29 protein-coding genes, 1 other RNA gene and 3 pseudogenes are annotated in these 24412 nt (G+C 62.1%); 10 read left to right on the top strand and 23 right to left on the bottom strand.

What is annotated here, in order from left to right; translation table 11 throughout:
* Positions 1-16: 16 nt before the first annotated feature.
* From gltS to AUQ37_RS05850, 4 genes and pseudogenes are all read right to left on the bottom strand, one after another.
* Positions 17-1128, bottom strand: a pseudogene (gene gltS, locus AUQ37_RS05865) (sodium/glutamate symporter).
* 151 nt (positions 1129-1279) lie between these two features.
* Positions 1280-1738 (bottom strand): hypothetical protein, encoded by a 459-nt coding sequence (locus tag AUQ37_RS05860; protein WP_058747798.1) that lies wholly within the window; start codon positions 1736-1738, stop codon positions 1280-1282.
* The gene (locus AUQ37_RS05855; RefSeq protein WP_058747797.1) at positions 1735-2232 is read right to left on the bottom strand and encodes a hypothetical protein; all 498 of its coding nucleotides are present in this window, start codon (positions 2230-2232) and stop codon (positions 1735-1737) included. Before AUQ37_RS05855 ends, AUQ37_RS05860 begins: the two co-directional genes overlap by 4 nt.
* Positions 2232-3179 (bottom strand): hypothetical protein, encoded by a 948-nt coding sequence (locus AUQ37_RS05850; RefSeq protein ID WP_058747796.1) that lies wholly within the window; start codon positions 3177-3179, stop codon positions 2232-2234. Before AUQ37_RS05850 ends, AUQ37_RS05855 begins: the two co-directional genes overlap by 1 nt.
* Positions 3180-3401: 222 nt before the next feature.
* On the opposite strand from AUQ37_RS05850, the gene AUQ37_RS05845 reads away from it, so the two are divergent.
* A complete protein-coding gene (locus AUQ37_RS05845) occupies positions 3402-3722 on the top strand; it encodes a flavodoxin domain-containing protein (protein ID WP_082662436.1) in 321 nt (106 codons plus the stop codon).
* Positions 3719-3985, top strand: coding sequence for a DUF1294 domain-containing protein (locus AUQ37_RS05840; protein WP_058747794.1), 267 nt, complete (start codon positions 3719-3721; stop codon positions 3983-3985). The genes AUQ37_RS05845 and AUQ37_RS05840 overlap by 4 nt, the downstream gene beginning before the upstream one ends.
* Positions 3986-4000: 15 nt before the next feature.
* Here AUQ37_RS05840 and twy1 read toward each other — a convergent pair whose 3' ends face one another.
* From twy1 to AUQ37_RS09980, 7 genes are all read right to left on the bottom strand, one after another.
* The gene (gene twy1 / locus AUQ37_RS05835) at positions 4001-4966 is read right to left on the bottom strand and encodes a 4-demethylwyosine synthase TYW1 (RefSeq protein WP_058747793.1); all 966 of its coding nucleotides are present in this window, start codon (positions 4964-4966) and stop codon (positions 4001-4003) included.
* Positions 4967-4975: 9 nt separating this feature from the next.
* Entirely contained in the window at positions 4976-6481 is a 1506-nt protein-coding gene (locus AUQ37_RS05830) for a replication factor C large subunit (protein WP_082662435.1), read from the bottom strand.
* Positions 6478-7080, bottom strand: coding sequence for a zinc ribbon domain-containing protein (locus tag AUQ37_RS05825; protein ID WP_058747792.1), 603 nt, complete (start codon positions 7078-7080; stop codon positions 6478-6480). Before AUQ37_RS05825 ends, AUQ37_RS05830 begins: the two co-directional genes overlap by 4 nt.
* Positions 7081-7082: 2 nt before the next feature.
* Positions 7083-7871 carry an ABC transporter ATP-binding protein gene (locus tag AUQ37_RS05820; RefSeq protein WP_058747791.1) on the bottom strand — a complete coding sequence of 263 codons (789 nt, stop codon included), beginning with the start codon at positions 7869-7871 and terminating at the stop codon, positions 7083-7085.
* Positions 7872-8012: 141 nt separating this feature from the next.
* On the bottom strand, positions 8013-8450 hold the full coding sequence (locus tag AUQ37_RS13025) for a hypothetical protein (RefSeq protein ID WP_255354892.1): 438 nt from the start codon (positions 8448-8450) through the stop codon (positions 8013-8015).
* Between the two features lie 16 nt (positions 8451-8466).
* Positions 8467-9660, bottom strand: a complete 1194-nt coding sequence (locus AUQ37_RS05815) for a sodium:solute symporter (protein WP_201013791.1) — start codon at positions 9658-9660, stop codon at positions 8467-8469.
* On the bottom strand, positions 9657-9821 hold the full coding sequence (locus AUQ37_RS09980; protein WP_157844303.1) for a hypothetical protein: 165 nt from the start codon (positions 9819-9821) through the stop codon (positions 9657-9659). The genes AUQ37_RS05815 and AUQ37_RS09980 overlap by 4 nt, the downstream gene beginning before the upstream one ends.
* Positions 9822-9985: 164 nt before the next feature.
* On the opposite strand from AUQ37_RS09980, the gene AUQ37_RS05810 reads away from it, so the two are divergent.
* From AUQ37_RS05810 to AUQ37_RS11200, 3 genes are read left to right on the top strand one after another with little or no spacing between them, the layout of a single operon-like run.
* A complete protein-coding gene (locus AUQ37_RS05810; protein WP_058747790.1) occupies positions 9986-10570 on the top strand; it encodes a flavin reductase family protein in 585 nt (194 codons plus the stop codon).
* Positions 10570-11091: a hypothetical protein gene (locus tag AUQ37_RS05805; RefSeq protein WP_201013790.1), complete on the top strand. Its 522-nt coding sequence runs from the start codon at positions 10570-10572 to the stop codon at positions 11089-11091. The genes AUQ37_RS05810 and AUQ37_RS05805 overlap by 1 nt, the downstream gene beginning before the upstream one ends.
* Complete coding sequence (locus AUQ37_RS11200) at positions 11046-11219, top strand: hypothetical protein (RefSeq protein WP_201013789.1); 174 nt, start codon at positions 11046-11048, stop codon at positions 11217-11219. The genes AUQ37_RS05805 and AUQ37_RS11200 overlap by 46 nt, the downstream gene beginning before the upstream one ends.
* On the opposite strand, the gene AUQ37_RS05800 is transcribed toward AUQ37_RS11200, so the two are convergent.
* The gene (locus AUQ37_RS05800) at positions 11173-11994 is read right to left on the bottom strand and encodes a phosphorylcholine transferase LicD (protein WP_058747789.1); all 822 of its coding nucleotides are present in this window, start codon (positions 11992-11994) and stop codon (positions 11173-11175) included. The genes AUQ37_RS11200 and AUQ37_RS05800 overlap by 47 nt on opposite strands.
* 257 nt (positions 11995-12251) lie before the next feature.
* Here AUQ37_RS05800 and ffs point away from each other — a divergent pair.
* An RNA gene (gene ffs, locus AUQ37_RS09600) (signal recognition particle sRNA) lies at positions 12252-12557 on the top strand.
* A gap of 53 nt (positions 12558-12610) precedes the next feature.
* On the opposite strand, the gene AUQ37_RS05795 is transcribed toward ffs, so the two are convergent.
* The 6 genes and pseudogenes from AUQ37_RS05795 to AUQ37_RS13015 all read right to left on the bottom strand — a co-directional run.
* Positions 12611-13525: an AIR synthase related protein gene (locus AUQ37_RS05795; RefSeq protein WP_235584970.1), complete on the bottom strand. Its 915-nt coding sequence runs from the start codon at positions 13523-13525 to the stop codon at positions 12611-12613.
* A 118-nt stretch (positions 13526-13643) separates the two neighbouring features.
* Positions 13644-14210, bottom strand: a complete 567-nt coding sequence (locus tag AUQ37_RS05790) for a hypothetical protein (RefSeq protein ID WP_058747788.1) — start codon at positions 14208-14210, stop codon at positions 13644-13646.
* Positions 14211-14597: 387 nt separating this feature from the next.
* Positions 14598-16145 (bottom strand): site-2 protease family protein, encoded by a 1548-nt coding sequence (locus tag AUQ37_RS05785; RefSeq protein ID WP_058747787.1) that lies wholly within the window; start codon positions 16143-16145, stop codon positions 14598-14600.
* 144 nt (positions 16146-16289) lie between these two features.
* A complete protein-coding gene (locus AUQ37_RS05780; protein ID WP_058747786.1) occupies positions 16290-16937 on the bottom strand; it encodes a 6-hydroxymethylpterin diphosphokinase MptE-like protein in 648 nt (215 codons plus the stop codon).
* A complete protein-coding gene (locus AUQ37_RS13020; RefSeq protein WP_255354891.1) occupies positions 16912-17319 on the bottom strand; it encodes a DUF373 family protein in 408 nt (135 codons plus the stop codon). The genes AUQ37_RS05780 and AUQ37_RS13020 overlap by 26 nt, the downstream gene beginning before the upstream one ends.
* Positions 17316-17993: pseudogene (locus AUQ37_RS13015) on the bottom strand (DUF373 family protein); the annotation flags it as partial. The pseudogene AUQ37_RS13015 and the gene AUQ37_RS13020, both read right to left, overlap by 4 nt.
* 157 nt (positions 17994-18150) lie before the next feature.
* Between AUQ37_RS13015 and AUQ37_RS05765 the strand changes: the two are divergent.
* On the top strand, positions 18151-18795 hold the full coding sequence (locus AUQ37_RS05765) for an MBL fold metallo-hydrolase (protein WP_058747783.1): 645 nt from the start codon (positions 18151-18153) through the stop codon (positions 18793-18795).
* A gap of 97 nt (positions 18796-18892) precedes the next feature.
* Here AUQ37_RS05765 and AUQ37_RS05760 read toward each other — a convergent pair whose 3' ends face one another.
* From AUQ37_RS05760 to AUQ37_RS05740, 5 genes and pseudogenes are all read right to left on the bottom strand, one after another.
* Entirely contained in the window at positions 18893-19516 is a 624-nt protein-coding gene (locus AUQ37_RS05760) for a translation initiation factor IF-6 (RefSeq protein WP_201013788.1), read from the bottom strand.
* Positions 19517-19521: 5 nt separating this feature from the next.
* A complete protein-coding gene (locus AUQ37_RS05755; protein ID WP_058747782.1) occupies positions 19522-19794 on the bottom strand; it encodes a 50S ribosomal protein L31e in 273 nt (90 codons plus the stop codon).
* 5 nt (positions 19795-19799) lie between these two features.
* Complete coding sequence (locus AUQ37_RS05750) at positions 19800-19955, bottom strand: 50S ribosomal protein L39e (protein WP_058747781.1); 156 nt, start codon at positions 19953-19955, stop codon at positions 19800-19802.
* Between the two features lie 2 nt (positions 19956-19957).
* Positions 19958-20290, bottom strand: coding sequence for a DNA-binding protein (locus AUQ37_RS05745; protein WP_058747780.1), 333 nt, complete (start codon positions 20288-20290; stop codon positions 19958-19960).
* A gap of 13 nt (positions 20291-20303) precedes the next feature.
* A pseudogene (locus AUQ37_RS05740) lies at positions 20304-20734 on the bottom strand (30S ribosomal protein S19e).
* Between the two features lie 350 nt (positions 20735-21084).
* Here AUQ37_RS05740 and hmgA point away from each other — a divergent pair.
* From hmgA to AUQ37_RS05725, 3 genes are read left to right on the top strand one after another with little or no spacing between them, the layout of a single operon-like run.
* Complete coding sequence (gene hmgA / locus AUQ37_RS05735) at positions 21085-22248, top strand: hydroxymethylglutaryl-CoA reductase (NADPH) (RefSeq protein WP_058747779.1); 1164 nt, start codon at positions 21085-21087, stop codon at positions 22246-22248.
* Positions 22245-23903, top strand: coding sequence for a phenylalanine--tRNA ligase subunit beta (gene pheT, locus AUQ37_RS05730; protein ID WP_058747778.1), 1659 nt, complete (start codon positions 22245-22247; stop codon positions 23901-23903). Before hmgA ends, pheT begins: the two co-directional genes overlap by 4 nt.
* Positions 23903-24388, top strand: a complete 486-nt coding sequence (locus AUQ37_RS05725) for a peroxiredoxin (protein ID WP_058747777.1) — start codon at positions 23903-23905, stop codon at positions 24386-24388. Before pheT ends, AUQ37_RS05725 begins: the two co-directional genes overlap by 1 nt.
* Positions 24389-24412: the final 24 nt, after the last annotated feature.

Raw genomic sequence — 24412 nt, 5'->3', positions numbered from 1 at the left:
AGGTATATGCCGGCTGTTATAAAATGTTGAGGAAAACGGTGATTATCGCCACGTTCAGCAGGTCTATGAAGACGCTCCCGACGAGGGGGACGGCGAAGTACGCCTTGGGCGCGACGCCGTACTTGTCGAACAGGGACTCCATGTTCGCCATGGCGTTGGGGGTCGCCCCCAGGCTGAACCCTGCGGTGGCCGTCACCAGGGCGGCGGACTCGTAGTCCCTGCCGGTGGCGTTGAATACGACGTAATAGGCGTACACAGCGACCAGCGCCGTCTGCGCCAGGAGTATGACCACCATCTTGCCGGCCAGATCGGCGAGGTTCCACAGCTGGGTCACCATCAGGGCGATGGACAGGAACAGCGACAGCGAGATCCATCCGAGGGTGTTGATCTCCTTGAGCGGCAGCTCGATCCCCTTCCAGTCGGCGACGTTGCGGATGAGCATGGCCACGAGCATCGCCCCCAGGTACACCGGCAGGGTGAGGCCGGCGGCCTTGATGCCTGCGACGATGTACGACCCGGCGCCCACGCCGATGCACAGCAGCAGGAGGGCATAGAGGAAGCGCTCGGAATCGATCTTGCGCACCTCTTCCTCCTCTTCGGCCATGGCGATGTCGTCCTTATCGGGGGAAAGATCTCCTTTCTCGATCCTCCTTTTGGCCAGCGGCCCTCCGACGAACCCGCTTACGGCCAGGCCGAAGGTGGCCGCGGCGATGGCGACGGTGTCGGCGTTCTCCACGCCGTAGATGTCCACCAGGTCGGGGCCGAACGACCCCGCCGTCCCGTGCCCTCCGACAAGGCTTATCGAGCCGAGGGCCAGCCCCATGTCCGGGTCCATGCCCAGGAGGGACGCCAGGGAGACGCCCAGCACGTCCTGGCAGACGATCAGGACACCGACGAGGGCCAGGAGGGTCAGGACCAGGCGCCCTCCCTTCTTCAGCATCCTCACCGACGCATGAAGCCGACGGAGCAGAAGAAGGCCATCATGAAGACGTTCTTCAGGGTCTCGTCGAAGGAAACTTCGGCGATGTCCGCCTCGTAGATGGCGCAGAACGCTATCGAGAACACCAGCCCGCCCATGACGGCCGCGGGGATGCAGTATTTCCGCAGGAGCTTCGAGCGCCTGACCATAAGTATGCCGACGGCGAGCGCGACCGCACCCATCATGGCGGTCTGATAGACGTCGAAGTGGACGGTGTACACGGTTCACCTGACGCAGGACGGTATTTAAAAAGGGACGCCCGGGCCGCTCTCCTGAGAGGGCGCCCGGACGGGCGGAACCTCAGAGCTCGTAGTGGGTGGCCGTCAGCTTGACGGACGACATCTCGCGGACGGTGGTGATGTACTCCGAGAGGGCGTCCTCCTCCTGCTGGACCATCTCCGCCAGGAGCATGACGTTCTTGAGCTCGACATCGGCGTCGCCCAGGGTCGTGGATATGTCGGATCCCCTGATCTGGCGGATGACCGCGGCCTTCTCGCCCTTCATGGCGTCCGACTGGTAGGCGATGAGGGAGTCCAGGGCGGCGCCTCCGTAGGTGGAGGCGTTGATGAACTTCATGGCCGCATCGCAGATCTCGGGGTTGAAGTCGAAGTCGATGTCCTCGACGGTGTTCATGAACGCCTTGGCGAGGGCCTTGTGCTGGGTCCTGAAGCATTCGATCCTGGTCCTGCCGGCATCGGTGATGATGTCGGACTTCTCGTACATGTTGGAGAGGCTCTTGAAGGTCAGGCCGGATTTCACCAGGTACGTGCGGACGTGTCCCCCGGAGGGGTGAGCATCATGTTCTTCCTGGCCAGGTACATGTCGATGGCCGGCTGGAGGATCCTGTTGTGGCGTATGATCGCCCTCTCCTCCGACCTCTTGCGGCCGTTCGCCTGGTTGATGTACATGATGGCGTCCATGGCGGTCAGACCTACGATGAACGCGAAGCTGTTGTCGGCCAGGTTGATAAGATGGGTGGACCCGTCCCCCCAGGTGTCGTAGAGGATGAAGCAGGCGATCTCGAACGCCGCCACGGCGACGAGTATGATGAGCGAGGACTTCAGGATGGTAGCGCCGAGATTGTGCATCTCGCGGTGGCCGGCGCTGTTCTTGGCATAGTTGCGCCTCACCCTGTCCCTCTCCGTCTCGATGGTCCTCTTCCGGGCCTCCTCGTCCTTCATGGCCCTGTTCTTCCTGCGGGCCTCGGCCCTGTCCTTCTCTTTCTGTATCTTCTCCTCGTCCCTCAGCTTCATCAATGCGCCCCCACGATGCTGCGGATGATGTCCTGGGTCTCCTGCGGCGTGCCGGTAGTGTTGATCATATGGACATCGCATCTGCTCAGCAGCTTCCTGAAGAACTCCTTCCTCAGACCGGTCCTGTAGGCATCCCTCACGATCTGGTGCGGGTTGCACAGGTCGGCCGCGGAGAGGTATTCGAGCGCGGCCTCGGCGTCCATGCTCCTGCACTTCTCCCCGTCGGACGGGTCGCGCTTCATCAGGATGACATGGCTCAGGGAGCACTCGTGCACCACCGAGGACCCGCCGGATACCCAGCGGATGTTGGCGATGCCCCTGCCCCGGCTGTCGAACTTCACGTTCTTGACCAGCGGCCGGTACTCCCCCCACACGTCGCCGATGTCGGCGTCGATGTAGCAGTTCTTCTCGGAGGTGCGGATCTGCGGCCTTCCGGAGGTCCCGAACTTGACGAAGAACCAGTCGTCCGAGATGAGCGAGGCGTTCTCCGACCTCAGGAGCCCCCAGGACTGGGTCGTCTTCCCGGTCTTCGGAGGCGCGATGAGGGTGACACCGACGCCGTCGGCGCAGATCGCTGCCCCGTGCACCGAGTAGATGTCGTGCGCTGCCTCGTTGATGTACCCGGCGATCCCGAGCGCGATGCTCTTGACCCAGCCGTAGTAATCAAAGTTCAGGAGGAACGCGGTCTTCGAGTTGGGCTCGAACCTCAGCACGCTCTCGCCCGCCGACGGCTCCCTGACGACGAAGAGCTTGGCGTGGGAGCGGACGCGGTCGGAGGCCGAGTAGAAGTTGTCCCTCCACATGTCCGTGAAGTCCCTGTCCGAGGTGCAGAGCTCGATGACGACCCCGTTGATGTCCGCCTTGGCCGCATACAGTAGGCCGGGGGCGTATCTGGCGCGGAGGGCCGCTGATTCCTCCTCGGAGATGAGCTCGGTCTGATATACCATGGACTGGCACATGGAACGTTAATATTAACGTTCTGCGACCTTGCGAAACACGTTCCGTCCAATCTCGCCGGCCCTGCGAAACGCTATTTACGGAGTTCGGCATGAGAGTGCCGAGGATGGGATCATGACAAGCACAGCGATCATCTATTCGACTTCCATCGGAAAGCACGTCGAGGCCGCGGCCAAGTATCTGCACAGCAGTCCGGCGCCGACACTTTCAACCTGAAGGACCAGACCAGGATCGACATCTCCCGCTACGACAGGATCGTGCTCGGGACCGGCGTCCATGCCGGCAAGCCCTACAAGCCCCTGATGTCGTGGGCGGAGGCCAACAAGGAGGCCCTCGCGGGGAAGCAGACCGTGCTTTTCATCTGCTGCCTCTACAAGGGGGAGCGCGCCAAGGCGGAGCTCGACAAGATAAAAGCGTCCATGCCCGTCGAGTTCGGCAAGGATGATTTCTCCGCCTTCTTCCCGGACAAGGACGAGCAGAAGGACGGAGTGGGCATCAGCATGGCCGCCTTCGCCGAGAAGCTCAGAGCATGAGCCCGGCAGAGGCCGCAGCCGCGGCGTACATACTGCTCAATCTGATATCATTCGCAGTCTACGGCATCGACAAACGCCGCGCCGTGAAGGGCGAGTGGAGGATAAAGGAGAGCACGCTCCTCCTGCTGGGTCTTATCGCTCCCTGGGGAGCGGTCGCCGGGATGCATGCGTTCCGCCACAAGACCAGGAAGCGGAAGTTCCTCGCGAACTACGTCTTCCTCGTCCTGCACATCGCCGCCATCATCCTTATACTGACGGCGTGAGCAGAGGACGGATCATCAGTGCAAACGGCGCGAGAACGCCGTCCCGGACTCCCATGCCCGGGCGGTGTCCAGCTCCGTGCCTTCATAACCGAGGAGCGCGACGCGGCTGTCCTTCTTCTCGCGCAGCAGCGACATGCCGAGCTCCTCCCCCAGCCTGGCCGAGAAATCCTTCACGGCCTCGAACGAGGGCATGGCATCGACGGTCAGCCTCTGCCTGGAGCCTCCGACGAAAACGTAGCCTTTCGGTTCGACGAGGTCGGGATCGGCGGTCTTGTCGATCTTGGCATAATCCTCGGGGCGGAACATGTTGATCCCCTGGACCAATGTGTGCCTGATGACCGTCCTCGTTTCAAGAGACGGCATAAGTGCCAGTGTCTCCTTTATGCGTTCCCAGCCGTCAGAGATCTTGGGCCTGCAGGCCTTCGCGTAGGTCTCCCGGTCGGGCGCCGCCACGGTCACGTAGAGCTGCGAGGGCAGGGTGTCCAGGGCGGCGATCCTTTCCGGGTTCGTGCCGTTGGTGACCAGGAACACGGTCATCCCCCTGGACCTGCATTCCCTGAAGAACTCCGACAGATAGGGGTACTCGGTAGGCTCCCCGGCGAGCGAGCAGGCCACCTGGTTGGGGTTCATGGCCTCCTCGAACATCTTCGGGTCGCAGCGCGGGTCCCCTTTGAAACCGGACAGGAGGAACCGGTGGTATTCGATGAGGGCGTCCAGCATCTCCTTCGGCTCCGCCCATTCCGTCACCGGGTAATCGTGCCCCTCCGTGCGCCAGCAGAACGGGCACATGTGGGTGCATTCGTTGATGGCCGGGGTCATCTGCAGGCAGCGGTGCGTCATTATCCCGTAGAAGTCCTGCTTGTAGCAGTGGCGCCCGTGGAGGAGGGACTCCTTGATCCATCCGCAGAGCTTGACGGCGGCATGGTCGCGGTAGACGCGGTAATGCTGGCGGATCAGGGTCTGGCGGTATTCCTCGTCCATGGCCGTGCCTCAGAAATCGAAGAGGCTCGTCTGCACTCTCTTCGCCGGCTTGGGAGCAGGCGCCTCGGGAGCCGCCTGCTGAGCTGGCTCCTGCGCGGTCTTCGTTTCTTCTGCAGGCGCCTCGGCGGCCGGGGCGGCTGCAGCAGGCTCCGGAGCGGGCCCCTGCTCAGTCTTCTTGCCCTTGGCCTTCTTGGCCGGTTTCTCCTCGGGCGGGAACGCCTCGAGGAAGGTCTTCTTCACCGCCGCCGAATCCACCTTCGCGCCCAGGAGGAACGCGAGCTCGTCCTCGTCCAGGCCCCCTTCCTTCACCAGCATGACGCGGAACCCTTGGTCGTTCTTCGCCATCGCCCTGTACGAGGGCAGGGAATCCGCCAGGATGCGGGCGGCCGAGGTATGGGTCATGCGGCCGATCTTGGAGGCCAGGGAGTTCCTCACCGCGCGGACCGATTTCGTGCGGGACATCTTGGTGAGGTACGACGGCCAGTTGATGCGGGTCCATTTGGGCTTGCTGTGCAGGGACTCTATGATGCCGTCGACCATCAGGTTGTTGGCGTATCCCCAGAACCCGTAGTACATGCGCCTGTTCACCCTCCCGAGGTAGATATCGGCCCGGGACAGGCGCTCGTAGCAGCGGACGAGCTCCCCGGTGTCCGACACCTGGTACGGTATGTTCTCGTCCAGCCATACGGAGACGGTGCCCGGGTCGGAATCGACGTCGCGCAGGACGGAATACGCCAGGGCCGGGTCCCTCTTGGTGAAGACCGCCCCGATGAAGTCGAACATGCTCTTGGTGCCGGCGGCCTGCCTCATGGAGAGGGCATGGGCCGCCTCCGCGGTCACCCTGACTCCGCCGTACGCCAGGGACTCCAGGTCCCTGACCGCGGCCCTCAGGTCGCCGTCGGCGTTGTCCGCGATGGCGGCCAGCGCCGCCGGCTCCGCGTCCACGCCCTCAGATTCGCAGATATGGGCGAGCACCCTCTCGACGGCAGCGGCACGGGGTTTCTTGAAATCGACCTGCAGGGTGCAGTCCTTGACGGCGGACGACCTCCTCGAGATGTTGTAGAAGTCGTTGACGATCATCACGGTCGGCTGCTCGGTGGTCTTTATGAGCTCGCTGATCGCCGGCAGGGCGCCCCTGTCCCCCGACGGGGAGAAGCTGTCGGCCTCGTCGAGGATGATCATCTTCATCCCGCCTTTGCGGACCGCGGAGAAGCTGCCGTCGTCCGAGAAGGTGTCGAAATGCGAGGCCCTGAGCGCTATGTTCCTGATGTCCTCCGCCTTCCTCTGGTCGGAGGCGTTCATCTCCACCACCGGCCAGCCCATCTCGCGGGCCAGGGCCCAGGCGGAGGAGGTCTTCCCTATGCCGGGGGCGCCTTTCAGGAGCAGGACGCGCTTCTCCGGGACTCCGTGCTCCCAGGACTTCGCCCAGGCGCGCATGGTCTGCACGGCGGTCGGGTTCCCGACGACATCGTCCAGCGTCCTGGGGCGGTACTTCTCGTTCCAGTCCTCGCTCATCGCTGCCCTCCGGTCCCGCTGTCACCGCCGGGCCCGTCCTGCTTGCCGCCGCCGGGAGGGGCGTACACCAGCCTCACGACCTCCATGGACTGCTGGAAATACACGGCGAAGGTGATGAACCAATAGAGCATGTAGACGCCGGTCCCGGACGATGCCACGACGGTGAACCTGAGGTACAGCACCACGGCGGAGATCATCAGGTACATGAACGCGCGGGACCACTTTCCCATGACGAGGTGCCCCAGGCCGAAGATGTTGACGATCCCAGGCACGAAGGCCAGGAACATGGCGAGGTAGTCCTTCCTGGTGAGGGTCTTGACAGGGTAGGGGCCGTACGGCTGCGCGAAGGGGTCAGCCATCGCCGCCCCCTCCTGTGGGCGCTCGGAGGAGAGCCTCCTGCCGCATTCGGAGCAGAAGGAGGCGCCCTCGATGTTCTTGTGGCCGCAGTCCGGGCAGACCCCGTCCGGGCTGTACGCCGGAGAGACCTCGCGCCCCTCGTCGTCTATGGCTATCGCTTTGGACTTGAGAGCGCCGCAGTAATAGCAGAAATCGGCCCCGGGCTCGATCTCGTGTCCGCATTCCCTGCAGTAATACCTCATCTTCACTCCAGATACATGCGGTATATCCCTTTGGTGCTTTCTACTTTTATCTTCGCGCCGTAGAGCTCGGAGACCTTCTCGTCGTTGAGCAGGTCCTCCTTCTTCCCGTCGCCGAATATCCTGCCCTTGCGGATCATCACGATGCGGCCGATGCTGACCGGGATGTCGGTCAGGTCGTGGGTGATCATCACGATGCGGACGCCCGAATCGATCAGGATGTCGAACATCTGCCTGAACTTCGACTTCATGACGATGTCGAGGCCGGTCATCGGCTCGTCGAGGATCAGCATCCTGGGATTAGTGATCAGGGCCCTGGCTATGAGCGCCCTGCGCATCTCGCCCAGCGACAGGCCCTCGATGGTCCTCTCAAGGAGGTCCTCGATCCCCATCTCCGTCGCGCGGTAGCGGATGAGCTCCTTCATCTCCGGCCTGACCTCCATGTTCCTGAAGATGTCGAGGCTGCCGAAGAAACCGGAACCGATGACCTCCCTGACGGTGGTCACGGGCGAGAACCTGTTCTGCAGGTCCATCGACACGACCCCCATCTTGGTCCTCAGGTCGAATATGTTCCAGTGCCTCTCTCCGAATATCTTCATAGAGTACGGGACCTCGTCATCGTCATAGGGGTAGATGTCCCCGCGGAGCAGCTTGAGGAGGGTGGTCTTCCCAGAGCCGTTGAGCCCTATGATCGCGACGTTCTCGTCCTGCCCGATGGTCAGGCTGACGCGGTCCAATATGCGATGCCCGTCCTTCACGACGGACACGTTGGAGAGTTCGAGTGCGTTCTCCATGCGCGGGCTTAAACTGGACATGACTAAAAGGTGAGCCCTGCAGGCATGTTCGCCTGCGGGGCGGAACACGGCCGGGAGGGCCGGCCCCCGCTGTCGGCGGGCGCCGGTCTGGCACATGCAGGAAGATGTTTGACGGCGGCCTCACTCGGCCGCGGACGCCTGCAGGGACGGCTGCCTCTTCTCCCTGGCGCGGTCGATGAGTAGGACGGCCGCGAAGACGATGATCGACAGGGGCAGCGCGACGACGAGCGCATCGCAGTACTGAATGGAGCCATCCGTGAACAGCACGCTGTTCCCGGTGATCCACTTGCAGATCGGCAGGAACACCGAGGTAGAGGTATTGATGAACAGCGCCCAGAACAGGTAGGACACGGTGCCGACGATGATGCTGGCCAGCGCCGCTTTCCTGTCGGGGGTGCGCTTGGTGTACAGGCCGTGCACGAAGGCCGGCAGCAGGGCCGCGGCGGTGATGCCCATGAACAGCGACGTGGCCTTGGCTATGATGTCCTTGGGCATGATGTAGCAGTACACGACCACGAGCACCAGCATGACGGCGGTGCAGATCCTGTTCACCCTGATGTTCTGGGAATCTGCCTCATTGCGCTCCCTGCGCTGCCTGGCGAGCGTGTACAGGTCGTATCCCCCCGGCCGCCCCGATGGTGTGCATCAGCGCGCTTATGGTGGAGATCGATGCGCAGATCAGCGACAGGAGGAACAGGCAGACGATGAAGTCGCCTCCGGTCTTCCCGTCGAAGAGCTCGAGGATGAACTGGGGGATGATGAAGTCGGTGGACCCGCTGCCGTAGATGCTCGCGACGTGCGCCGCCGCCAGCCCCTCTCCGTTGTTCCAGAAGAAGACGTTGGACAGTGCTCCGCAGGTGTAGGCGGTGCCGACGATGACGAACATGAAGATGCTCCCGACTATGAGGGAGCGGTCGAGCATGCGGTCGTCCTTGGCGGACATGAACCTGACGATCAGCTGCGGCTGGGTCAGCACGCCCAGGCCTACGCCCATCAGGAACGTGGTTACCACCAGCATCCATTCCGAAGATTCGAAGTCCGCCACGCTGTCCCAGCCCTCGAACCCGGGGAGCACCCCGGAAGCCGATGATGCCGGCAGGTCCGCCAGGCTCTCGAACGCCGCGGTGACGCCGTCGAGCTCCGCGAAGGTGACCACGAGGATCACCGCCATGCCGCAGAACATGACGGCGGCCTGCAGCGCGTCGTTGTACATGACCGCGATGATCCCGCCGTAGATGACGTAGAGGCCGACGATGACGGCCATGATCACGAGGATCTCGTCGTAGTAGTCGTTCAGCCCGGTGATGACGGCGACGGAGTTGACGCCCCCTTTGAGCACGGCAGCGCAGTAGATCGGCATCATCACGATGATGAGGATGGCGGTGAACGCGCGTATCCCCTTGGACGAGTACATCTTTCCGAGGATGTCGGCGAAGGTGGAGGCGTGCAGCCTCCTGCCGATGCGCCTGGTCCTGGGACCGAAGAACAGGAACGCCACGAACAGGCCGACGAACAGGTTGAGGAAGCACAGGTACATCAGGGTGAGGCCGTGCGTCGCGGCCTGCCCCCCGAACCCGATGACGGCGCTGGCGCTGAGGAACGTGGCGCCGTACGACAGCCCGATGATGACGGAGTTGGTCTTGTTCCTGCCCAGCAGGAACTCCTTGTTGTCGCGCGTGTTGCGGTATCCGTAATATCCGAGGTAGACCGTGACCGCTCCGAAGACGGCGATCATGACGGCCAATATGGGCAGCGAAACGCCGCTCATTGGTCCATGCCCCCGTCTTCATCTCCCTCATCGGCATCCTCTTTGGAGATGTTCTTGCGTCCTCCTCCGAGAATGCCGACGAGGCAGCAGAGCACCACTGTTATGATGCAAAGCGCATAGGCCCCGATGATCCAAGGGTCCGTGAGGCCCATGATGCTCATTCTTCAGCACTCTCCCCGAATATTGCAGACATATCTATCAACGTACACCGTGCTAACACGTAGCACGCTTCAGGATTATCCGCTCCTTGTATATAAACAGAGATGCTGACGGCACCGATCATCGGCGCGAACAGCTGATATAACCGCCTTCCGATACGGTCCGCATGAGGAAAGACCTGGGAAGGAAGACCCTGCTGTACCCTATGCCCGCCGTTATCGTCGCCGCCTACGACAAAGAGGGGAAGACCGATGCCCTGATGGCCGCGTGGGCCGGCATAGACGATGATTACCGCATCGGGATCTGCCTCACCGCCTCCCACCACACGTCGGTGTCCCTCATGGAGAGGGGAGCGGTCACTGTCAGCATCGCCGACGCCGCGCACGTGAAGGAAGCGGACTACCTCGGGATCGTCTCCGCCAACAAGACGCCCGACAAGTTCGCTAGGTCCGGCCTGCATTCGCACCCGAGCGCGCACGTGGACGCCCCTGTCATCGACGAGTTCCCCCTGACGTTCGAGTGCAAGGTTGTATCGCATGACACCATCGCCGAGGACACGATCCGCGTGGTGGCCGAGATCGTCAATGTCAGCGCCGACGAGAGGATCCTGACCGACGGGAAGATAGACATCGCGAAGCTCGACCCCCTGGTGTTCGACGGGGAGACCAGGAGGTACATGCATGTCGGCGGGGAAATCGCCAAGGCCTTCTCCGTCGGCAGGTCCCTCGCGGACGGCCCGGGGAAAAAGTGATGGACCGCGAATCGCCGATATTCGGGAAGCTCTACCAGTTCTCGCAGAACGTGGGGATGATGGCCATGCCGGTGCACCAGTACCTGCTGGCCTCCGATCCCCCCATCATGTTCGCCACCGGCACCGCGTCCCAGGCGGAATGGATACTCCCGCGCATAGACCGCATACTCGGCGGGAAACCGCTGAAGTACCTCTTCATATCCCATATGGAATCCGACGAGTGCGGCGGGTACATGCTGTTCCACAAAAAGTATCCGAAGATCTCCGTCATCTGCTCCTCGTTCACCGCGAAGGAGATGCAGGGATTCGGATACAAAGGCAGGATAATAGTCGGCGATTCGGCAAACGGCATCAACGACGCGAGCTCGCCCTCAGGTTCTACAAGTACCCGTCCGAGGTCCATCTCCAGAACGGTGTCCTCTGCCTCGACCGCGGCAGCGGCGTCTTCTACAGCTCCGACCTGTTCTTCCGCGGCATGTCCGACGGGAAGATCCAAGAGGACACCTGGGATAAGGTCCTGACGACCGTGGACAGGCACTTCATGCCCAGCCGCGAGAAGTACGGGGAGCTCCTGAAGGAGCTCGAGGGCGCCGACCCGAGGTTCATCGCCTCCGGCCACGGGAGCTGCATCCTCTGCGGCGACAGATGAATCGGCGCCTGCGGATGCGGCGGCAGTCGATGCCCCGTTTCTCCATTATGTAATCCTTCAGGACGCTCAGCGGGAACCCTTTCGCCCCGGTGCGCTGGTCCTCGGGAGGTGGCGTCATGTAATCCCCGAACTCCGCGGTCAGGAGGAGGTCCCATTTCTCCGGGAGGGGGATCTCGGTGTCCTCGAACCTGTGCCTGACAGGGGTGCCGTACCAATCGGCGGGGAAGAGCTCCTTCGCGAACGCTGTCGTGTAGATGGCGGTCGTGCGCGAGCCTTCCTCGGGCATGAGCTCGGCCAGCCTCATATGCCCTGCCGGTATCCAGGAGAGCATGCGGTGGACGGCCAGCGGCCTCACGCGGTTCAGTGCCGTGACCCATATGTGGAGGCCCCACACCGCTGCGAAGGAGACGGCGCGCCTGAACCTGCCCTCCGGATAGCGTTCGATCGGGAAAATGTCGATGAACGGGGTCTGTTCGGAACCCAGGCCCTTCTCCATGTCCTCCGTCCTGAGCATGACATGGGGATGGGTATCGGCGGTAGGGTCGTGGACGTAGTAGCGTTCTTTGTCTAGGTCCGATTCCAGGGCGTCCATGACCGCCGGCAGGTCCTCCGCCCAGACCCCCAGGTCGATGTCGTTGTCCCACGGGATGAACCCGTTGTGGCGCACCGTGCCGATGGCCGTGCCGTACAAAGCGTAATAGCGGAACCCGTGCGCGTCGAGGACGGCGGCAATGTCATTGTACATCGACAGCAGGCAGGTCTGAACATCGTTCAATGGACCACTCAGCCATCCTCACGGGCGGGACGTTAATAAATGATTGCAGAGAAAACGTCTCTGTAGGCCTAGTTGCAGCTATATAGGCCGGTCAGTTGATTACGAGGATACAAGGCCGGATCTGGAAATTCGGCCATGGCGAGCTGATGGCCGTGCGGTTCAGGGCAGTGCTTGAAATCGCTTGTTCAATCATATATGAGGAAGAGGAAGTTTCCGAAAAGCATACTTGTTAAATACGGACCGTCCTTTTACCACCACGTTAGGCTTGGCCGGGGAGCTTGGCGTGCCCTGAACACGCAATCGTCACAGCGTGGGCGACTGGAGGGGGCGGCGGAGCGGAAACGGCCGGCCCTTCGAACGACGATGATACTTTGTCCTGCAGAGTTGGAGTACGCGTCCTTCGTTCCCGGAGGGGATCGCGGAGCGCGCCAATCGGGGGGACCGGGCCAGGCCCTGACGGGAGCAGCCTAACCTCGAGCTACCGACGTTTGCGGGGATACAGGGTTGAGGAGGGAGATGGATTACCGGCCGCGGAAGTGACGTCCACCTTTCCGTGCCTAACACTTTTCTCTCGATCGGGCGGTATTTCTTCCGGCCCGGATGCAGGGGCCGCGGATCATTCCGATTTGCGGCGGCTTTTCGGCCTGCATCCGGTGATGATGTCCTTGGTGAAATCGAACAGGACGCCTTTCTCTCCGTCCATGGTCAGGGTCAGCCTGCGGGAGGAGTTGATCTTCCCCACGACCGCCCCGGCGCAGCCGACCTTGGCGAACTCGGCGATGACGTCGGCAGAATGCTCCGGAGGGCACGAGTACACGAACCCGCATCCCTGATAGGCGAGGAGCCAGCGGATGAGGCCTTCCCCTTTCTCTGATTCCGGTATGGGGATGCTGCGGATATCCACTTCAGCGCCCATCTCCGAGGTCTCGAGGAGCATGCCGAGCGTGCCCACGCTGCCTGGATTGCTGAGGTCCTTGCCGGCGTGCACCCAGTGGTTCTCCGCCACGATGGCGGCGGCCTCCATCTGCCTTCTCACGAGCTTGGGGTCCTTGGCGAGGGTGGTCTCCCATGCGTACGGTGTGGTCTTTGGATAGTGGCCGTCCAGGTCCATGACCATGACGACGTCGTCCCCGTCGGCGGCGGTGCTGCTCCGGACCAGGGCGTCCTTCCTGACCCTGCCGATGACGGAGATGTCGATGGCATGGTAATCGCAGTCAGGATGCGTGTGGCCTCCGACGATCGGGACCCTGAACCTGCGGACGCCCTCCTCCATGCCCCTGAGCATCCTCCCGCAGAGGACCTCGTCGGACATGGACATGACGTCCACCATGGCGGTCGCCCTGCCGCCCATGGCGGCTATGTCGTTGATGTTGACCAGGACCGCGAAATAGCCGGCCATGTACGGGTCAGACTCGACCAGCGACTCCATGATGCCGTCGGCGGCGAAGAGGATGTAGTGGTCGCCGTCATCGATGGCGGCGGCGTCCTCGCCTTCGGCGGCGGCCACGTTAGCGAACGAATCCGTCGGCAACAGGTCGACGACCTCGTGTATCTTTCCCTTCCTGGTGCGCCCGGGAATCCGCGGATGGCGTCGATAACCTCCTGCAGGGCCATATTCCCCAGGCACGCACCCGCGGATATTAACCTTTTCAGAAGAGCTTCGTCTGCTTGGTCGTCATGACCAGGTGCCCGGAGTCCGTGGCCTCCAGGACGGCGGCGGCCACAATCGCGTCGTATTCCTCAGGATATTCTTTCACCGGAACATAGGCGGCATCGCTCGGGACGATGTTGCCGGCCCTCTTCAGGACCTTCGCGGCGTCGGCCACTGCATCATCGCCCGCTCTCTCGCCTACAGGGCGCATGATCCCGCAGCGGCGGAGCTCCGACTCGAACACCGGCCTGCGGAACAGGCGGTTCAGGCAGTACAGTATCACTTCGTCGGTGTCTATGCCGGAGTAGGCACGGGCGCCGGCGGTCACGGCATCGTAGATGTTATCGGGCAGCCTTTTCGCAGGAACGTAGATCTTCGCCGGGGGAACATCCCTCATCCTGAGGTATCCGAGGTCGGTCATCGCCCTCAGATATCCGGTGAGGACCAGGCGGTGGTCCTTTATGCCCTGCCTGGATAGTTCCTTGTCCAGCGAACTAATCGACATCCCATCTTTGCCGAGAAGCTCAATTATCTTCCTGCTCAGGTCCTTTTCGGGACTGAACATGAAGAGATGAATGGTCAGCACTCTTATAATTGATTCCATGCACTGTTTCGGGGCATTTGATCAAGAGAATCGATTTTTTATGATTCTGGCTATTTCATTTGGTAAAAGATATGATAAAGAATCGGATAAATTAACAGGGGTGCAATGTTATCAGTTCGGATTCAAATTTAATTAAATACCCAGCGGTAATCTGGAAATATGCCAGTCATTCGGTGTGCGGATGGGATTGCACACCGGGGGATCGTCCAAGTGTTCGAATTTGCAGTTCCGACACAATCCATCCTATCTCATACCCGGGACGGTCCTCCGGCACCCATCTGCCATCGGATGCAGACATTTTGCAGCATGCGAGTTCATAGGAATGAGCAGTTTTCGCCTGCGCCCTTATCAGACGAGCACCGCTACGATCACGATAGCATAGAGGAAGATCATCAGTATCGATATGTTCCCGGTGATCTCCTCGGCCTGTTTCTCGCGCGCAGCCCTGTCCTTCTTCCCGGTCTTCTCGAGGACCCAGTCGACCCAGCCCATGAATATGAAGCCACCGTCGAACGGGACCGCGGGCAGAGCGTTGCAGATGCCAAGCAGGATGTTGATCCAGAATATCCAGTACAGCAGCTCGGCGGCCATCCAGAAGGCATCGCTCTCACCGTACCACCACTGGACGCTCGACGGTATGGGGTCGAACCCGTTGATGGGGAGGACCAGGTAGGACAGCGAGCTCTGAACGTAGTCCAGCATGCCGTCGGCGCCGTAGAAGGGATTCGAGGCGGTCTCGAGGATGATCTCAGGGGTCGTGAGGACCATGCCCGAGGTGTTGGCATAGACCCCGAGGTATCCGATGCCGTTGTTCTCGTCCAGGACGGCGTCGACAGTCTTTGTCGTATATGTTCCGCCGGAGGTACGCTGCATGACCGTGAACGTCACGGTGTCCCCGCCGCTCGTGGAGGACATGAAGTCGGAGAACTGGTTCTGGGTGTAGAACTTGTACGTGACGCCGTCGCGCTCGGCCGATAGGATGAACATGCCCTCTCCCAGCCCGGCCTTGTCCGCGGAGGAATCCTCCGCGATCTTGCTGATGTACACCCCCCACACGAGTTGGGCACTATAGGTGCTGTTTTCGGAGATGCACGTCACGGTGACGAGGTCCCCGGGAGACCAAGAATAGGTGCGGCCGTCATCGAAATCGTCCGAGAAATAGAACGTCTCGCCGTTAATCTCCGAGATGATGTCGCCTGCGGAGATATCCGCATTGTAGGCGGGCGAGTCCTCGGCCTCCATGTAGACCGCGCAATTGTCCGAATAATCGGAGGAGACCGACCCCAGCATCCCGAATGACATTATCAGGAACGCGACACCGGCGATGATGAAGTTGGTGGTGATCCCGGCGCTGTAGAGGTCGAGCTTCACCCTGCGGCTGGCCTTCTCCACATCCTCCTGCTCCGGCTCGACGAACGCCCCGAGGGGGACGACCCCGTAGAGGAGGCCGGTGTTCTTCACCCTCATGCCGTTGGAGCGCGTCTGCACGCCGTGGGCGAACTCGTGGCAGACCAGGGCGATTATCAGGCCGATGAGGGCGTACCAGAAGGGCAGGAGGGGATTGATGCCGGGGATGGCCAGGACATACTCGATGCCTATCGAGGTCCCGCTGCTGAGGCGGTTGGGCAGGTTGATGACGGCGACGACCACCATGTAGACGATCAGGACCATCATGATGAACGAGGCCGCCTGCGAGAAGACGCCCATCGCCCTCCAGAAACGATGGAAGCGGCAGACCTTGTCCATGGACTTCTTGCCGAGCTGGGTATTGATCTTGATAATCGGGCCGTACTTCTGGAGGCCCAGCTTCTGAGCGCGGGGGCTCTTCCACACCCACACCCACAGCGGGATGTAGATAAGGGTCAGGATTAGGAGTATCCATCCGGTCGCGCTCATATCGGTCCTCCCTAATCCTGAGCGCGGTTATAGCGTTATTGGGCGCCGGGCCGCTGTCCCGAACGCACGGTATGAACAGAGAGGGATCCGAGGCCTGAACCCTTCTGCGCATGCGGATGCGATCCCGGGTCTCCGTCCGTACGCTCAGAACCGGACGGCCGCGCCGCCGTGCTCCTCGATGATCCTCTTCGCCCAGGACAGCTTGCGAAGCTTAACCGCCGGGTCGGACCCGGCCTTGGGCATCGGGCTGCCGAAATCGAACCCCCTGAGGAGGATCCTCTGCGACCCGGCCTCCTTCGCCAGGCAGACGGCCCTGTCGCCGTCGGTGAACCCCCCGTGGCACTCGACTATGCCGAACGGCTCCCCCTGGGTCGTCAGAACTATGGGCCCTTTGAACAGCGGGGCGCAGCGGGCGACCGTCTCAGCGTTATCGCCGTGTGCCAGGATGAAGGCGGGGACCCCGGCCGCGCTCAGGCCGATCTGGGCCTGCAGGTCGCCGTCCAGGTCCGTGACCATGATGTCCGGGGTTATGCCGGCCCTTCCGGCGGCGGACCCGGCGGCGATGATGCAGCCCTCGGGAGGGCGCTCGGCGATGTCCTTCTCGAGGCATCCGGCGCCTCCGAGCACCGTGACCGTTCCCTTCATGAGCCCTTCGAAGTCCGAGCCCATGCGCAGGTCCGAGTTCTGGGTGACGGCGAGGAGGACCCTGGCGGACATCGTGTCCTGGGCCGGGTCGTATCCCATGTCCCTGCAGATCTCGAGGTACTCAGGCTCCCATTCTTGGTAATTCATCCTCTTCCTCTTTCTTGGCCTGCCCGCGGTGGACGGCGATCTGCATAACGGTCGCGAAGATGGCCATCAGGAAGCCGCCAATCAGCTCGAGGCCGACGACGGTGGTGCTGAGGTCGACGATGTCCACCGACTCGCCGATGAGGTCGAACACGCCGCACAGGATGAGGCCGATCGCCACCAGGTCCAGGAAGCGGACGACGTAGACGATCTTGACCTTGCCCTTGGAGAAGTACTCGTCGAGCAGCGAGCCGAATGTGAAGGTCATCAGCCCGAATATGGCCGGCCACAGGGCGTTGGACAGGAAGATGTACGCTTTCTGGGTGATGCGGGGGGTGTAGTACTCCGAGAGGGAGAAGTAACCGAAGACGACTCCTACGACTATGAGGCCATACCAGCCAGGAGGAAGATGAGGTCGAGGGCGTCCCTGTCGGACCTCTTGATGAGGTTGTGGATCCTGTCGTCGAGGCTGTACGAATAGATGATCAGCAGGACCCCGACGATGAAGAATATCAGCGGGGTGGTGGACTTGAGGACGTACTCCTCGGCGCTGTCGCAGTCGTACATGTTGACCACGAGGTACACAGCGCTGATTATCAGGACGATCCAGGCTATCGGGGCCAGGAAACGCTCCTTCTTCTGAGGGTCCTCGAGGGTCTTCTGGATGATGTAGAACGTACCTTCGACCCCGGGGGCCTGCTTGACGTAGACCTTCCTGACGGAGATTATGGGGACACGCGAGGATATGATGGGGTAGATGTACTCATCCTCCGCGCCGTCGCTGACGAGGACCGCGCGGTCGGGCTTGACCTCCTCGATGACCCTGTCGAGCTGCTCCACGAGCGCCTCGTCGGACTTGTACCCGACTTTCTTATTGCCGCAGATGAGCGCCACTTCGAAGGACCCAGGCGGATTATCTCCGTCCGCCTCCATCTGCCGGTAGATGTTCATGGCAGCGTAGAGCGCGTTGGTATCGGAATCCTCGGGATCCGCGGTGCCCAGGGCGGCGGCCGCCTTGTAGCATGCGTCCATGCCTATCGCCGGCGATTCGACGCCTCCTTTGGCGCCAAATCGTCATCGCGGTCGACAGCGAGGATCAGGGTCTTCTTCATCGCCTTCGTATCATCGCGCGCATATTTTATGCTGAGCACTGCGGCGCGGAGGAGCGGGGCCCGGCATACGACGATTTATAGAAGACACGTATTAGAGGGCGAGTATGTACATCAGGTGGTTCGGCTACTCCTGCTTCCTCTTCTCGGACGATTCCGTAAGGGTCGTCACGGATCCGCACGACGGCCGTTCCATCGGGATCGCCAAACCCGCCGCCTCGGCGGATGTGGCACTGTGCACCCACAACTCGTACGAGAGGAACTGCTTCCGTTCCCTCACCGGGAAGCATAAGGACTTCACGGAGGCCCTCGGCCGCCAGGAGTGCGGATGCTTCAGTTTCGAAGGGCTCCCGTCGTTCGCCGACGCGTCCGGAGGGAAGGAGCGCGGCCGGAACTCGGTCTACATGTTCGAGATGGACGGTCTGAGAATAGTCTTCTGCGGGGCCCTCGGGGACATCCCGGGGGAGGAGGAGATCGCCCGGATGAAGGGCGCGGACATCGTCTTCGTCCCGGTAGGCGAGTTCGGCACCCTGCCCATCGCCCGCGCCGACGAGATGCTGTCGGCGGTATCGCCCAAGGTCATCGTGCCGGTGGGCTACAGGACGGGCGGGATAACGCTGCCGCTGTCGCCGCTGTCGAGCTACGCCGAAGGCAAGGACCCGGATTCGTTCGTCCATGTCGGGAACGAGGTGGAGCTCACGGCCGGGGACATAGCGGATTTCACAGGATACTGGATCTTCGACCAGTCGTGAAAGCGGCCGGGACGGCCGGAGAAAGAAGCCTGAAAAAAAGGAACAGAGGAAGGGGCCCGCCCTCAGAGGGCCAGGCCGTCCTCTATCCTGCCCATCTCTATGGGGGTCGTGGCGTCGCGACGAGCGCTCCCCTGGAGTTGGCGATGATGCCGGAACCGACGTATCTGGAACCGTGGTTGACGGTCGTGCGGACGACGTCGACCTTCAGGACCTCCCTGAGAAGCTGCAGGTCGTCGTCGGTGGCCTCGGTGGTCACGACGCAGCCGCTGTTGGTGCAGCATGCGACGGACCCGACGGACACGCAGCCCGCGATCATCGACCTGACGCACTCGATGCCGAGCGCCTCGGAGATCCTGTCAGCGGTCTTCGCGTCGATCTCGGGCGAAAGAACCGCGCCGTTATCGTTCGCGAGGATGTTGTTCCCCGCGGCGTTGCAGTAATCGGGCAGGAGGACCATAGGCAGCTCCTTCCCGATGAGGTCCGCCTCGGCGGACTCGATGAGCCCGGAGACGGCGGCCCCATGCGAGTTCATCGCCACGAGCGAGCCCACCACATGGGACCCGGAGACCGTGGTCGGGACGGACCTGACGCCGAGGACCTCGGAGATGTCCTTTATGAACGCCTCGTCGGCCTCAGAGGAGACAATGGCGAGGTTCTCGCTGACCGCGGCCTCAACTCCTATGTTGGGCGTGCCCGCTACCCTCGAGAGCCTCATTGCCATGCGGTTCACTCCTTCTTGTCGGCGAGCGAGACCTCTACGAGGCCGTCGTCGAACTTCACCGCTTTCACGGTGATCTTGGTAGGGGGGTTGCGGATTCCGTTCTCCCAGACCTTCTCGTTGACCGTCTTGTCGATCCAGACGTGCTCAGCGTCCACCTTCATGTGGCGCATGATGGCCTTCCTGACCTCTTTGACGGCACGCTCGGTCCTCCTGGACCTGGGCGCGAGCCTTGCATCCCTCAGGGGGATGACGATAATCCTGGTTACTTCGTCTGCCATCGGAATCACTCCTTGAGCTTGCCCATGCGCCACGACCTTCTCTTCGGGTGCCTGAGGAACTGCCTGTTGGTCCTGAGCATGACCCATGCGGGGACGCGGCGGTTCTGTTTGATCTTCTTGTTGAGCCTCTCTTTCATTGCCGGGGGCTTTGTAGATGACATGTTTATCTCCTCTCTATCTTGATTTCGCGGTGCTGCGGAACCATGCTCTGAAGGATCTCTCTCAGCATGGCGTCGCTGATCTCCTGCTGAAGCCTGCCGCTCTGGTAAAGGCGGATCAGCTGGTTCTCAACAGAGGCGGCGAGCTGGGGATTGGCGAGCTTGACGTTCGCCAGCCTGTCGCGTGCCTCGGGGGACATGATCTGCCTGAGGATGGACTGCTTCTGGGCCTCGATCTGCTTCGCCTGCTGCTCCTGGGCCGCCTGGTTCTGCTGGTTCTGCTGCATCTCCTGCAGCCTTCTCTGCCTGATAGCCTCCAATTCAGGATCGTCGTCCATGCCGTTCGCCCCTTCAGTTCTTGGCCTCGTCGAAAACCTCTTTCGCAACGCTGTCGAGGAGCTTCTGGCCGGCCGGGCTGACCTTGCGTCCCTGGAGGTCCTTGGTGGCCTCGAGGAGCCCTGCGTCCTGGAGCTGGATCAGGATCTTCCTGATGATGTTCCTGCTTCCCTTGACGGCCCTGTTGGGCTTGCTTCCCCTGTCGACGTATCCTCCGTACTCGCCTGCGAGCTTGGAGGTGCCCATGGGGCCCTTGACATACAGTTTCCTCATGACTGAGGCTGCCTGGTGTACCACCAGTCGCCCTGCACGGGCGCCCTCTCGGCCTGGATACCGGTCTTAGCGAACTCGGCCCAGTCGGGAGCAACGATCTTGTCGTTCTCTTTGAGCTTCTCAGAAAGCCTGAGAATGAGCTTCTCTGCGGGAACGTCGTAGACTGTTACCATTTGTTCATCCTTCTGCCGCGCTTACCGTGAAGTATGCGCGACCGCAGGGCGGAATAGCCGCTTCATGTATATAAAAACAACTGGCGCTAACGCTGACACTGAAGCAATAGCGAAAAAACCACTGCACGCGTTCGCCCGAAGGCCCCGCGCGCCCCGAAGGAGCAATTCCTTCCACGGCAGATACCGAACGGCATCCAAATCCGTGATTGCGGAGATTCATGGAAGGTATATAAAACTTCCATGGACGGCCCGGAAGATGCGCCCGTCCGTATGCGCGTCCGTCCGCGCATCAGCTGCCTTCCCGCGGGCGCATAAATAATTATAATATCCATGAAAGGTTCGCTCGGAGCATGACTGACGGTACCGGGCTCAAGAACAGGGGCCACACCCATGCGGACGTCGATGAGAGGCGCGGGGCAGTCGAGCAGTTCACCGGCGCGGATCTCGAGAAGATTTCCAAATACTGCTTCAGGGCAGAGGATGCGGAGCACAACATCGAGAACATGATCGGGGCCGTGCAGATGCCCCTGGGCTTCGCCGGGCCCCTGAAGGTCGAAGGGGAGTACGCCGAAGGGGAGTTCCTGGTCCCGCTCGCCACCACCGAGGGGGCGCTGGTGGCATCCATTTCCCGCGGCATGTCCGTCATCACGGCCGCCGGCGGCGCCAGGACGAAGGTCTTCTCCGACTGCATGACCCGCGCGCCCGTCCTCAGGGTGGACGGGCTGGCGCACGCCTGCAGGGTCATCCAATGGATCGACGCGCATGAGGACGACATCAAGGCGGCCGCCGCTTCGACCACTAAGCACGGCAGGCTGGTCAGGATCGAGAAGTTCCCCACCGGCCGCGCGCTCTACCTGAGGCTCTCCTTCGAGACCGGGGACGCCATGGGGATGAACATGGCCACCATCGCCTCGGAGGCCGCCTGCCGCGTCATCGAGGAGGCCACGGGAGCTGTCATGGTCTCGGTCTCCGGGAACCTGTGCTCGGACAAGAAACCCGCCGCCGTCAACATGATCGAGGGGCGCGGCAAGACCGTGGTCGCCGAGGCCCTCATACCCAAGGACCTGGTGGAGTCCAAGCTCCATACGACCACCGCGCTCATCGTCGAGACCAATGTGAGGAAGAACTTCGTCGGCTCCTCCCTCGCCGGCACCCTCGGGGCCAACGCCCATGCCGCGAACATGGTCGCCGCCTTCTACATCGCCACCGGGCAGGACCCAGCGCAGGTCGTGGGCGGGAGCATGACCCTCACCGACTGCGAGGACGTCGGCGGGGACCTGTACATAAGCGTCAGGATGCCCGCGGTCGAGCTCGGGACCGTCGGCGGCGGCACCGGCCTGCCGTGCCAGCGCGAGGCGCTCGAGATGATGGGCTGCAAGGGCGAGGGCAAGGCCAGGAAACTGGCCGAGATACTCGCGGGAACCGTCCTCGCGGGCGAGCTGTCGACCCTGGCCGCCCAGGCCGCCGGCCAGCTCGGCAGGGCCCACGCACAGCTGGGGAGGAACAAAGCATGACCAACGTCAATTTCAGCTACAAAGACTTGGAGAAGCTCATCGGGAAGGAGCTGCCGCAGGACAAGGCGCTCGAGGACCTCCAGATGATCGGATCGGACACGGGCGACACCGTCCCCGGCGATGACGCGATGACCGTGGAGTTCTTCCCCAACCGGCCGGACCTGTACAGCGTCGAGGGCATCGCGAGGGCCATGAGGCAGTACCTCGGAATAGAGCCCGGGCTGAAGACCTACAAGGTCGAGGACTCGGACATAAAGGCGATCGTCACCCCTGAGGTCAGAGAGATCCGTCCCTACTTCATGTGCGCCGCCGTCAAAGGGGTGGAGATTGACGATACCGTCCTCCGCTCGATGATGGAGCTGCAGGAGAAGCTGCACATCACCGTCGGAAGGAAGAGGACGAAGGTCGCCATCGGGATCCACGATCTCGACAAGGTCGTCCCCCCGTTCACCTTCTCCGCGGCCGACCCCGATAAGACCTCCTTCGTTCCGCTCGCGAAGACCCAGAAGATGACCATGAGGGAGATCCTCGAGAAACACGAGAAAGGCAGGGCGTACGCCCGCCTGCTCGACGGTTTCGACAGGTACCCGCTCATCACCGATGCCAACGGCAGCGTGCTCAGCTTCCCCCCGATCATCAACGGGGCGCTCACCGCCGTCACCGTGAACACCCGCAACCTGCTCATCGATGTCACCGGCTTCGATGCATCGGCCGTAGAGGAATGCGTCAACATCGTCGCCACGGCCCTGGCCGAGAGGGGCGGCACCATCTGCCGCGTCCACATGGAAGGCGCTCCGAAGGAGAGCTACCCCGACCTGGAGCCCAGGAAGATGACGGTTTCCCTCGCTGAGTGCCGGAAGTTCATCGGAGTGCCGATCTCCCCGGAGGACGCTGTCGCCTCGCTGAGGAGGATGGGGCTGGACGCCGGCTGCGAAGGCGACAGGCTCACCGCCGTCATCCCCGCCTACAGGATGGACTTCCTGGCGGCCGCCGACGTCTACGAGGACGTGGCCATAGGGTACGGCTTCGGGAACTACGGGAAGCAGAAGGTCCCGGTGACCCAGACCTTCGGCAGGCTCCTCCCTGAGACCGATTTCTCCGAGAAGCTCAAGGACGTCATGATCGGCCTCGGCTACACCGAGGTCACCACCCTGACCCTGTCCAACCACCGGGACGAGTTCGAGATCTCCGGCCTCCCCGAGGTCGATTCCGTGACCGTCAAGAACCCGATAACCGAGGACCACACCTGCCTGCGCTCCTATCTCCTGCCCAGTCTCATGAGGATCCTGAGGCACAACAAGCACAGGGACCTCCCGCAGAGGATATTCGAGACCGGGTTCGTCATCAGGGATGCGAAGACCGTCCTGCACCTGTGCGCCCTGCAGGCGGCGTCCAAGAGCTCGTTCACCGAGGCCAAGTCCCTCACCGAGGCCATACTGAGTGAGATCGGAGGGGACTTCTCGCTCGAGCCCTGCTCCTACCCCACCTTCATCGCCGGAAGGGGCGCCTTCATAGTGTACAAGGGGAAGAGGATCGGCATCTTCGGAGAGATGTCGCCCGCGGTCATCGCCGGATACGAGATGACGCACCCCGTCATCGCCGTGGAGATGGACATCAGCGGGCTGGCCGCCGAGCGCTCCGGGAGGCTGTTCTGATGGAGAAGGGAGATAAGATGCCCCCGTTCCGCCTGCAGGACGAGAACGGGGAATGGATCGATTCCTCGGCCCTGCTCGGCATCCGCTTCGTGCTGTTCTTCTATTCCCAGGACGGCACGCCCGGATGCACCAAGGAGGCCCAGGAGTTCACCGACCTCTACCCCAAGTTCCAGCTCAGGAACGTCCCGGTCATCGGAGTCAGCGGGGATCCTATCGAGTCCCACCGGAAGTTCAAGGACAAGTACGGGCTGAAGGTCAAGCTCCTGAGCGACCCCGGCCACAAGTATGCCGCGGAATGCGGGGCATGGGGCAAGAAGATGCTCTACGGCCGCGAGGTCACCGGCACGATCCGCTCCAGCTACCTCGTCGGCAAGGATGGGACTATAGAGGAGGCCTGGCGCAACGTCAAGGCCACCGGCCATGCGAAACGCGTCCTCGACGGCACCCTGAAGCATTACGTCGACGACAGCCCGGCAGAATTCTGAGAATAAGATGAGAAGGCCGGGAGG

This window comes from Candidatus Methanomethylophilus sp. 1R26 (genome assembly GCF_001481295.1).
Lineage (GTDB): Archaea > Thermoplasmatota > Thermoplasmata > Methanomassiliicoccales > Methanomethylophilaceae > Methanomethylophilus.
The sequence above is the reverse complement of the archived record's forward strand: the minus strand, read 5'-3'. Positions and strand labels throughout refer to the sequence as shown.